9 protein-coding genes are annotated in these 11,724 nt (G+C 42.4%); 1 reads left to right on the forward strand and 8 read right to left on the reverse strand.

The genetic code is table 11. The annotated features are described in order from the left end of the window. Positions 1-206: 206 nt before the first annotated feature. Positions 207-1,034 carry a mechanosensitive ion channel family protein gene (locus H5162_RS17310; RefSeq protein WP_149982654.1) on the forward strand — a complete coding sequence of 276 codons (828 nt, stop codon included), beginning with the start codon at positions 207-209 and terminating at the stop codon, positions 1,032-1,034. 93 nt (positions 1,035-1,127) lie between these two features. Here the strand turns inward: H5162_RS17310 and tldD are convergent, their stop codons facing one another. From tldD to H5162_RS17350, 8 genes are read right to left on the reverse strand one after another with little or no spacing between them, the layout of a single operon-like run. After that, entirely contained in the window at positions 1,128-2,567 is a 1,440-nt protein-coding gene (gene tldD / locus H5162_RS17315) for a metalloprotease TldD (RefSeq protein ID WP_149982653.1), read from the reverse strand. Next, a complete protein-coding gene (locus H5162_RS17320) occupies positions 2,564-3,373 on the reverse strand; it encodes a carbon-nitrogen hydrolase family protein (RefSeq protein WP_149982687.1) in 810 nt (269 codons plus the stop codon). Before H5162_RS17320 ends, tldD begins: the two co-directional genes overlap by 4 nt. Before the next feature lie 20 nt (positions 3,374-3,393). After that, positions 3,394-7,239: a YhdP family protein gene (locus tag H5162_RS17325; protein WP_182779123.1), complete on the reverse strand. Its 3,846-nt coding sequence runs from the start codon at positions 7,237-7,239 to the stop codon at positions 3,394-3,396. Continuing rightward, positions 7,239-8,711, reverse strand: a complete 1,473-nt coding sequence (gene rng, locus H5162_RS17330) for a ribonuclease G (RefSeq protein WP_145238597.1) — start codon at positions 8,709-8,711, stop codon at positions 7,239-7,241. Before rng ends, H5162_RS17325 begins: the two co-directional genes overlap by 1 nt. A 1-nt stretch (position 8,712) precedes the next feature. Then, the gene (locus tag H5162_RS17335) at positions 8,713-9,282 is read right to left on the reverse strand and encodes a nucleoside triphosphate pyrophosphatase (protein ID WP_145238593.1); all 570 of its coding nucleotides are present in this window, start codon (positions 9,280-9,282) and stop codon (positions 8,713-8,715) included. Beyond that, complete coding sequence (gene mreD / locus H5162_RS17340) at positions 9,282-9,761, reverse strand: rod shape-determining protein MreD (protein ID WP_145238590.1); 480 nt, start codon at positions 9,759-9,761, stop codon at positions 9,282-9,284. The genes H5162_RS17335 and mreD overlap by 1 nt, the downstream gene beginning before the upstream one ends. After that, positions 9,754-10,596, reverse strand: coding sequence for a rod shape-determining protein MreC (gene mreC, locus H5162_RS17345; protein WP_182717725.1), 843 nt, complete (start codon positions 10,594-10,596; stop codon positions 9,754-9,756). The genes mreD and mreC overlap by 8 nt, the downstream gene beginning before the upstream one ends. After that, entirely contained in the window at positions 10,596-11,639 is a 1,044-nt protein-coding gene (locus H5162_RS17350) for a rod shape-determining protein (RefSeq protein WP_145238587.1), read from the reverse strand. Before H5162_RS17350 ends, mreC begins: the two co-directional genes overlap by 1 nt. Positions 11,640-11,724 lie beyond the last annotated feature (85 nt).

Here is an 11,724-nt window from a genome sequence, read left to right on the forward strand (position 1 = left end):
CTAAAGGCTAAAGGCTAAAGGCTAAAGGCTAAAGGCTAAAAAGATAAAACCTTGCAGTTAACGCTGCAAGGTTTTTTTATCGCTGTATCCCTTCTCAATTGATCGCCCTAGCCCCTTTATTACTGTTCTACCGTGGTTAAATCTGCAAAATTTAGTTAGTATGGTCGCGTGTTATTTCTTATTAACGCTCCATCAATTAGGAATTTATGAACAAAGATTTACTGCTCCATCCGGTACTTATTTCACTAGCAATGATCACTATTGCGTTTACTCTTAAGGCGCTGGTTGACAGATTTGCGCGCCATAAAGCAGAAAAAAAAGAAAAAGATATTCGCTATATTTCGCACAATATTAAGCACTCTATTAACCTAGCAACGGTGCTATTACTGCTATTTGTATGGTCTACTGAAATCCAGAACTTTGCGCTGTCGATCGCGGCATTTGCAGTGGCTATTGTATTTGCGACCAGAGAGTTTATTCAATGTATAATTGGCTTTTTCTATTTAGTCACTACCCGTCCGTTTCGGGTTGGCGACTGGGTTCAGGTTGGTGAATATTATGGTGAAATAGCAGAAACTGATTGGATCAAAACCACCATGCATGAAATTGACATGCACACCTATCAGTTTTCTCGCAAAACTATTTATATTCCGAATAATAAACTGATCACTAACCCGATTAAAAACTTAAACTTTGTAAAACGTTTTACCACTCATCACTTTAGTATTGTGCGTAAAGAAAGTTTTAATCCGTATCCAATTTACGAAACTCTAACCACGAAAGCGAAGCAATATTGTGAAGAGTTTCAAGATGTGGCTGGTCGTTATAATTCGATTATCGAAAGAAAATTAGATGCAAAAATTTCTGGCCCTGAGCCTGAAATACACTTTAGTACCACAGAGTTGGGCGAGTTTAAAGCCAGCTTTACGCTATTTTGCCCAACTGACAAGGCGCTAGAAATAGAGCATAAGCTAACCGCTTTTTTTATGGAGCTTTGGTATAACGAAGCTGCAAAAAGTGAGTTAAAAAACTAAGTTTAAGCACTTAGTTATCAATCAATAAAGAAAAAGCTTAGCTCCATCAGGGGCTAAGCTTTTTTCTTTACAGCTCAATAGCAGTTACAAAAATTAAGCGGTGCCACCCACTGTTAAGTTATCTATTTTCAAGCTTGGCTGGCCAACGCCAACAGGGACGCTTTGACCGTCTTTACCGCACACACCCACACCTTTATCCAGCGCAAGATCGTTACCAACCATAGATATTTGCTGCATAACTTCAGGGCCGTTACCAATTAATGTGGCGCCTTTGATTGGCCGAGTAATTTTGCCGTTTTCAATTAAGTAGGCTTCTGAGGCACTAAATACAAACTTGCCTGAAGTGATATCTACTTGGCCGCCACCAAAGTTTGGGGCGAAGATACCTTTTTTAACTGTACTAATAATATCGGCTTGGCTGTGCTCGCCGCCTAACATATAAGTATTGGTCATACGTGGCATAGGTAAATGCGCGTATGACTCACGGCGCGCATTACCAGTTGGGTTAACGCCCATCAAACGCGCATTCATTTTATCTTGCATGTAGCCTTTTAAAATACCGTTTTCGATAAGTACGTTGTACGCTGCAGGCGTACCTTCGTCATCCACATTAAGTGAACCACGGCGATCGGCAATGGTGCCGTCATCAACTACAGTACACAGCTCTGATGCGACTTTTTGGCCCACTTTACCGCTAAATGCCGAGGCTCCTTTACGGTTAAAGTCGCCTTCTAGGCCATGACCTACGGCTTCATGCAGTAATACTCCTGGCCAACCTGCGCCAAGTACCACTTCCATCGTGCCCGCTGGAGCGTCAATAGCTTCAAGGTTTACTTTTGCTTGGCGTACGGCTTCTTCTGCGTATTCCATCCAACGGGGTTTACCATCCACCAGTTCTTTAAAGTAACCATAGTCTAAACGTGCGCCACCACCTGCGCCACCGCGTTCACGGCGGCCGTCTTTTTCAAGTAATACCGAGCAATTTAAACGGATCAATGGGCGGATATCGGTGGCAAATGTACCATCGCTGGCCGCAATCAATACTTCTTCATACACCGCAGACATAGAGCTAATAACTTGCTCTGCGTCAGGAGCAAGCTCACGAATATAATTTTCAAGCTCACGTAACAAATTTACTTTGTCGGTATCACTCATGCTTTGAATCGGCTGCAGTGGTGCAAACTGCTGTTTTGCTGCTACATCACTAAATACCTGAATGGCTTTACTTTCACCTGCTTCGGCAATACTGCGCGCAGCGGTTGCGGCTTTGTTAAGTGCTTCTAAATTAATTGCATCAGAGTACGAAAAACCGGTTTTTTCGCCACTAACTGCGCGTACGCCGACGCCGCGTTCAACGTTGTACGAGCCTTCTTTTACTAAGCCATCTTCAAGCACCCATGATTCATGGTGGCTAGATTGAAAGTAAAGATCCGCGTAATCAACTTTATGCTGATGAATAAAACCAAGCGTTTTTTCGAGTTCTTCTCGATTTAGCTGGCTGTCGTGTAATAAATGCTGTTCAACCGTGTTCATAATAAATGCTCTCTAAATCGTTGGTGAGATTGCACTGGCATATCTCGACGAATGGCGTGTAAGCGGTTTAGATCTGGCTGACAACCAATAAACCCAATGCCATTTGCAAGCTCGCTGAGGACGTCGCCCCAAGGAGAAATAATAATACTGTGGCCGTATGTCGCGCGACCATTTTCGTGTTGCCCTACTTGCGCAGCAGCAATCACATAACTTTGCGTCTCTATCGCTCTGGCCGTTAATAACGGTTGCCAATGAGCTGCACCTGTTATGGTAGTAAATGCGCTAGGCACTAAAATAACCTCTGCCCCGGCTCGTTGCAAAGCACTAAATAAGCCACTAAAGCGTAGATCATAACATACTGTAAGACCTATTTTACCAAACGGTGAATCGACCACCACAATGTCACTGCCCGCTTCGGTGAAGTTAGACTCGCGATACGCACCAGTCCCATCAGCAACATCAACGTCAAATAAATGCATTTTATTGTACTGGGCCAGCACTTCACCTTGCTCATTAAACAGCAAAGACGCTGCAAAATATTTGTCATGCTCTGTGGCAATAGGCACAGTACCTGCAGCTAGCCAAATATCATGTTGGCGACATAACTCACTTAATTGTTGTTGATAAACATCACTTTGCTTTGCTACAACAAGTGTTTCATGGCCGCTATTAGCAAACACCAAGAAGCTTTCAGGTAAACACACCAGTAACGGGCGTATTGCAGGAAGCGTGGTTAACTGTTGTCTAAGTTGATTCATGTTGCCATCAGCACACAGCCCGGAGCACATTTGTAGAGCGACTATCATAGCTTGCATCGTTTAAGGCCTTATTGGGTGACTGTAACAGCGGCATCTTTGAGTATTAACTCACTGGAGGCGGCGGCTTGAGGTTGGTTTTGTGCAGCTTGCGGAAGAGTCACTTCACGACTTTTACGATCTACTTCTTTCACTACAGGATCAGTCATGCTGCCAGTCACTTTAAAATTAATCTCAGAAATAACGCGCGCAGAGTGGAGTACTTTATCTATCGCCAATGCTGCAAGCCCAGTTACCGGATTGACCATCCACGCGACAATCACCGGAATACTTGAGGTCACTTGTGGTGCAACCGCTAAATCGTAATCAATTTCCATGGTATTGAGGTTAGTATGGCCTTTAACCGTCAGATCAGCAGGCACTCCATCCATTTTCGTATCTTGCGTGTAAGCGATGCCTTTATCTACCTGCATGGTACCTTGCAGACTGTTATAAAAAAAACCTTTCGAAAATACATCTCTAAAATCGAGTTTTAACTTACGCACTAATGAATCCAGGCTCAGCAACGAAAATACCCGTGCGCCGCCATCGCTTACCTCAGCTAAATGCCCTTCGCCTAAACGCCAATCTAAATTACCGTTGAGGCTGGCAATATCAAATAAATAAGGCGCATCTTGCCACGCAAGCGTAAATTTAATATCTGCGGGTGAATCTTTAACTGTGGTGGTTATATCAAATTCATCAAATAGTTCACCGATGTCATCACTTTGCATATTACCGCTAAATTGACTTATGCCATCTTGCCAATGCCCTTTAGCACGTAACACATGCTCGCCTTTATCAACCACCAGCTCAGATATGGTGAGCTTATGACCATCGCCATAAAGCGATGCGCTGACTTTATCTAATTGATAGCTTGCCACTTTACAATCAGCACACTCAAATTCAATGGCCGGTATGTCACTCAACCAAGTGTAATCTTGAGGTGTTTCAGATGGCGGTAATTCGTCTGTTGTTGGGGTAAAGTTAACACGTAAATAATCACTGGCAATATGAATCGGCCGACTTGATTTATCTAGCGGAATAAGTACTTGCGAGCGTAATTCTTTGGCGTTTAGCCGTAAGCTCATGTCACTTGGGGTCGGCGCTAAACGCATTTCAAAATCATTAAATGCAATATCACCAATGGTTAATTGCTGAATGTTACCCACCACTTCTTTTAATGGTGGTAGTACGCCCTGCTCAGCTGATTCTATTTGACTGATGGTGATGATCTGCTGGATCAAGCCAAGCCAAGGTAATAGATCTGTTTGCTCTAAATCAATTGCAACACTTAAGTCTTGCTGGTTTAAACCCAGATCATGCTCGCCTAAAATAAACTGTGCATTGGTTAGTTTGCCAACGTTATTCGCTAAGATGCCATTAAAATATAAGTTGTTATTAATATTAGCGGTGATCAAATTAGAAATATTATCACCTTGAATAACAGCCGTTAGCGGCCATACTTGATCGGCACTTTTAGTGTACGGTGCGGGCAGCTCACTACTGAGCCCTTCGAGTTGTGAGCTGACATTAGCGCGATAATCAAAGCCGTCCGTTAAAAAGTTTAGAGCAAGATTAATAGCCACTTCACTTTCACCATGCAAGTAACCTTTTAGTAAGTCTTGACCATGAGAAATTAACGTATCAGCATTTAACTGTACTTTTATATCAACGTCAGCACGATAGTTTGGGCCAATATTTTTACCATTAAAGTTAACTTTCAGCGGCATTCCTAACCAACTTGCGTTAGCATTTTCTAAAGTGATCTGATCATCATTAAAATAGAGCTGACCTGTAACACCTTCAAGCTGAAGCCCAGGTTGTGCTAAATACACTGGCAGATCTTTTAAATTAACCATGCCTTTAGCTGTTACATCTAACTCATTTAAATCAACAAGTAGCTCAATATCAGCGCTGGCAGCGCCGTTACCTTGGATCACCTCAAATACATTTGCTAGTTGCTCAGCAATTGGCGTTGCTTTAAAAAACGGCAGTAATTTTTCCATCTCAGCACGTTTATTAATTTTTACGCTCAGTAAATCTGCGTTCATTAGATCTGCAATACTGACATGCACGGCATCATCGATCGCTAAGTTAACAAGCCGCCCATGCTCAGAGTAAATATCCATACGCTGATTTTCAAAATGTAATTTTGCACTCGCTTGAGTTACTGCAGGCCAATCAGGGGCAAATTGATAATTGGCGTTATCTACCTGCGCTAATACTTCAAACTGTCCTGAATTATCGGCAAACGGAAAGCCCGTTAATGGCCCAGAAAACAGCACTTGTGTTTGCGTAAGTTCACCACCTTTAATAGCCCCAGTTAAGTAATCAACTAAATTTTTAGTCATCACAGGGCGTGGGAAATAATGGCTGGCAACACTGGCATCTGGTGCAAATGCTTCTGCATATAAATCAAGCCGAGGCTGTTCGTCTAAGCTAAGCTTCATTTCGGCTGCAACAGTGACCTCATCATTATCAAGCCACATATTATCACTGCTGATCTGCCAACCTTGCTCACTATTGGCTAAATCAATTTGCATATTCAGTTGGTTATATTTGATTGGCTGGCTAAAAGTATCAGCGGTAAGTAACTCGCTATTTTCGCCAAACAGATTAATACGACCACGATCTTGATTTAACAAACCATCGACAAGTAAGCCCTGCACACCGGGCACACCTTGCTCTGCAAGCCAGCCCAATTGCTGGGCTTCAAACCATAATTGCCATTGCTGTGTTGATGTAAATTGCACATAAGCGCGCTTAACTTGACCACTGGGTTGACGACTTAACAGCGGCTCTAATTCAGCAAAATCACTTAACTGGGCTAACCTTGTAACCAAATCAAAATCGAGTTCTTGCAACCAAATTTGTTGTTGCTTGTTATCCAGCTGTGCTTCAAATTGAAAGTCAGGCCAATGCTGTTGATCGTTTGAGAGCCGCACCCCTGAACTTTTTAACCGCCAACCTTGCTGCCAAGGGTAAAGGCTAAAACCCCCTTCACTTAAACTAAATTGATGACTTTTTGTATCTTGCTGCCAATTAATAAAGCTTGGCAACCATTTAACTGTGACATCTTTGATCAGGCCTTTTTCAATACTCAACCATGATTCTAAGTTAATGTCAGAATTGAGCTGCTCTTTACTAGCATTAATATACTGAGCCAGCCATTTCGACACATCAACATTATTTGCTTGCACATAAATATCACCCAGCATGGTTTCTAGCGTCGATCCGGTTAATGCCAAGCGAGCATCAAATGTACCCACTGAAATCCCGGGCAATGCTAAAGTACCACTAGCTAAGTGTTGTTCGTATTGATTTTGCCAAACGATGTCTTCAAGCATCACCCGACGCTCTTTGCCATCTGCCAAGATAAAATTAAGACTACTATTTTCAACCGCAAAATGACCGGTTTTACCTAAGAATAAGCCTTCAATCAGCTCTTTTTGTTCAAACGATACCTCACTGCTGTTTGACTGCAACATAGTCGGCATATCAACATCAGCATGGAAACCGTTGATCACAAAGTAGTTAGATTTTAACTGTCGTGTTTTGATGGTTTCCCAGACGTTTAATTCAAGGCTAGCTTTAGCGATAGTCAGTGCGATGGGTGAGCTTTTATTATCTTCAAAGGTGATATCTTCCAAGACAATAGAAGGGCCTTGGCCATGCCAGTTGGCAGAAATAGCCCCAATTGATAAATTAACCGCAAACTTATCATATAGGTAACTTTCAAGGTCACCTTTATAGTCATTGGCATACGGCAGGGTATATTTTAAAACCGAAACAACAACGGCAAGCAGTACCAGCGTTATGGCGAACACTTGCCATAACTTACGGATACAAAAAAAACAGACCGTCTTTGCTTTCATTACATCATAACCACATCAAACTGCTCTTGACTGTAGAGGCTTTCGGTTTGAATGCTCACTTGCTTACCAATAAATAACTCTAGTTCTGCAAGATTATGATACTCGTCATTAAGTAATGCCTCACTTACCGCGGGAGCTGCATAAACCATAAATTTATCAGCCGCGTAAGCACGGTTTACTCGAACAATTTCACGCAGTATTTCATAGCATACGGTTTCAACGGTTTTTTGTGAACCGCGCCCAGAGCAGGCCGGACATACATCACATAAAATATGTTCAAGACTTTCTCGAGTACGTTTGCGGGTCATTTCCACTAAGCCTAATGCCGATAAACCATTAATATTTGATTTAACGCGATCTTTACCCAGTGCAGACTCAAGTGAATGCAATACCCTGCGCTTATGCTCTTCGCTAACCATGTCAATAAAGTCAATAATGATAATACCGCCCAAGTTACGCAACCTAAGCTGACGGGCAATCGCAGAAGTAGCTTCTACGTTGGTGTTAAAAATAGTTTCTTCGAGATTTCGATGGCCAACAAAGGCACCGGTATTAACATCGACCGTGGTCATCGCTTCGGTTTGGTCGATAATTAAATAGCCACCTGACTTTAACGTCACTTTACGATGTAAGGCTTTTTGTATTTCACTTTCAACATCAAACAAATCAAAAATTGGTCGCTCGCCTGGGTAATACTCTAAAGCATCGGAAAGGATTGGTACAAACTCTGCGGTAAAGGTTTTTAGCTCTTCATAGGTTAGCTTTGAGTCAACCCGAATACGCTCCATGTCTTCCCCTACGTAATCTCGTAGAGTTCGAAATGCTAAGGTTAAATCTTCATGCAAAATACTTTCTTTGCTGGTTTTCTTACGTTTAGTGACGATTTTTTTCCATAGTTTTTTTAAAAACTCGGCATCGTGACGCAACTCAGCTTCGCTGGCACCTTCAGCTGCAGTACGAACTATAAAGCTGCCGTCTTCATCGCCATACTCACCTACAATGCTTTTCAATCGCGCGCGTTCTTCTTCGGTTTCTATACGCTGACTCACACCAACATGGGTGGCATCTGGCATAAACACTAAATAACGAGAAGGGATGGTGATGTCAGTTGTTAAACGTGCGCCTTTAGTACCCAGTGGATCTTTTACCACTTGCACCATAATGTATTGACCTTGGCGCACTAACTCGCGAATATCTTGTACTTTTTTGATTGGTTGCTCGTCAACACCTTCAACAATAGAGGCGCTATTTACAATATCAGACGCGTGTAAAAAAGCCGCTTTATCTAAACCAATATCAACAAACGCAGCTTGCATACCCGGTAACACTCGGCTTATTTTACCTAAATAAATATTACCGACGATACCTAAATTGCCAATACGCTCTAGTTGAATTTCTTGTAATACACCGTTTTCAATCAGGGCAACACGGCTTTCACTCGGGGTGACGTTGATCAGTAATTCTATACTCATGTTACCTACTTAGGAATTCGCTTAATAATTTTTCGCATTCATATAAAGGTAAGCCTACTACCGCAAAATAGCTACCGGAAATATTAGTAACAAAGCGCCCACCGAGTCCTTGTATACCATAGCCACCGGCTTTGTCTTGTGGTTCACCAGTTTGCCAATATGCTGCTAATTCTTGTTCTGAGAGTGTTTTAAAACTCACTTGCGTGGTTACTACACAACTCATGACCTTGTGTTCAGTAGCAAATGCAATTGCCGTTAACACTTGATGACTGCGCCCAGATAAACGTTTTAGGGTTGCCATAAAGTCAGTTTTATCACGGGGTTTACCTAGTGACTGATTATCTATGACCACTACGGTATCACTGCCGAGTACGGGGCGATCTGTATACCCCATAGCAACACCGGTTTGAGCTTTTAGACGCGCTAAACGCTCAACAAGTTCAAGGGGAGTTTCGTCTGCTAGCTGGCTTTCATCAGCATCAACACTAAATTGTGAAAATTCGATACCAAGTTGAGTTAGTAATTCTTTGCGCCGAGGAGAAGCTGACGCTAAATAAATGGCAGTTTGCATTACCTGATCCTGAAATGACGGCGATATTTACGTAGCAATAAGAAAATCCAAGGCCAACTTAACATGCCAGTCACGACCGGCCATAAATACTGCGGGTTGAAATAAACGTCCATTAAAAAGTGATTAAGCCAAAATTGCATTAAGTGATATAGGGTTAAAAATAAGCCCACGAGTATCGCTTGCTGCCAAATTGAAAAATTACGAATTTTTTGAAAGTTACTTGCGGTTACAAAAATACAAATTGAGTAAGTGAGTGAATTAATTCCCAGCGGTGACCCTGTGGCTAAATCAATCAGCAAGCCAACTACCCAAGCCGTACCAATATTTAATCGATGTGGAACAGCTAAAGACCAGTACATTAATACTAATAACACCCAGTCAGGGCGAAAGGGTTCAAACGAAAAAGGCAATGGCATCAAAGCCATGATCAACGCAAAGAAAATACTCACGGTGATCAATAAGAAGTAACGACTATTCATTGCTGATAGTTTCCTGCTGATTACGCCATAAGATCACTAATAAGCGAATACGATCTAACTGAGCTATCGGCTCGGCGTATACTTGAGCAAACGGGCGGCCCTCATCGCGATTAATTTCAGTTACCACAGCAACCGGGTAGCCCTCAGGAAAAGTGCCTCCAAGTCCTGATGTCACTAGCACATCACCAATCCGTACATCTAAACTATGGGGTACATGGGAGAGTTTAACTAAATTAATTTTACCAATCCCTTCAACCACGGTACGCACATCATTACGTAAAATACGTACTGGTGTGGCATGGGTTGTGTCGGTCATCAGTAACACCCGAGACGTCGTTGAGCCTACTTTGGTAAGTTGTCCGACGACCCCCATCTCATCAATCACCGCTTGGCCTTCACTGATGCCATCTATCGTGCCACGATTGATCACCACTTGATGGCTATAAGGATTTGAATGAACAGAGAGAACTTGAGCAATAATTTTACGATTTGACTGCTTAGCAGAAGAACCAAGTAACGCGCGTAGCTTTTGATTTTCTTTGTTTAAGAATTGATATTGCTGAAGCTGTTCGCTTTGCAGTAATTGTTTTTTCTTGAGGGCTTCGTTTTCAGTTAATAATTGATCGCGCGTGTGTAAGCTTTTAGCCCCGAGGCTAAATACTTCATAAGGTAAATTGGCTAAATACAATAACGGACTAACTAAGGTGTTTAAACTAGTGCGTACTGTGGTGCCACCTTGCGTATAACGATCGCCTACGATCAACACGATACTCAAAAGCACTGCGACAAAAAGTCGCAGCTGCAAAGAAATGGCACGCCCGAACATTAACTTCATTAGTCGTAACTAAATACATCACCACCATGCATATCAATCATCTCAAGTGCCTTACCGCCGCCACGCGCAACGCACGTTAATGGATCATCAGCAACCACAACAGGAATGCCGGTCTCTTCCATTAATAAACGGTCTAAATCTTTAAGTAATGCACCACCACCTGTTAATACCATGCCTTTGGCTGATATATCTGACGCCAGCTCTGGTGGCGATTGCTCAAGGGCAACCATTACCGCACTAACAATCCCCATTAATGGCTCTTGCAAGGCTTCTAATATTTCATGTGAATTAAGCGTAAATGAACGCGGAACACCTTCGGCAAGGTTACGGCCACGTACTTCAATCTCAATTGGCTCATCTGTTTTAAACGCAGAACCAATTTGATGTTTAATGTTTTCAGCCGTTGCTTCACCAATTAAACTACCAAAATTACGACGTACATAGTTGATAATTGCTTCATCAAACTTATCCCCACCAATACGTACAGATGATGAGTACACCACGCCGTTTAGTGAAATAATTGCAACTTCAGTGGTACCACCACCGATATCTACAACCATTGAACCTGTTGCTTCTGATACCGGTAAACCTGCACCGATTGCCGCAGCCATTGGCTCTTCAATTAAATAAACTTCACGCGCACCTGCGCCCATAGCCGATTCACGAATTGCGCGTTTTTCTACTTGCGTAGCACCGCACGGTACGCAAATAAGCACACGCGGACTTGGACGTAAAAAGTTATTGTTATGCACTTGTTTAATAAAGTGTTGTAACATTTTTTCAGTTACATAAAAATCAGCAATTACACCGTCTTTCATTGGCCGAATGGCTTTGATATTACCAGGCGTTCGACCAAGCATTTGCTTTGCTTCAGTCCCTACTGAGGCTACACTTTTAGGTCCACCAGCGCGTTCTTGACGGATCGCAACTACTGATGGTTCATTAAGGACAATGCCTTCGTCTTTAACATAAATAAGGGTGTTGGCTGTACCCAAGTCGATCGATAGATCGTTTGAAAAAATACCACGGAGCTTTTTAAACATGAGGCTGGATGACCTTTGAAAAATATTCTTATATTAGCTTATGCAACTTTACCATGCTGAATCAGTTCGGCAATAAAAGTGCAGC

The organism is Pseudoalteromonas sp. SR41-8 (assembly GCF_014163915.1).
GTDB lineage: Bacteria > Pseudomonadota > Gammaproteobacteria > Enterobacterales > Alteromonadaceae > Pseudoalteromonas > Pseudoalteromonas rhizosphaerae.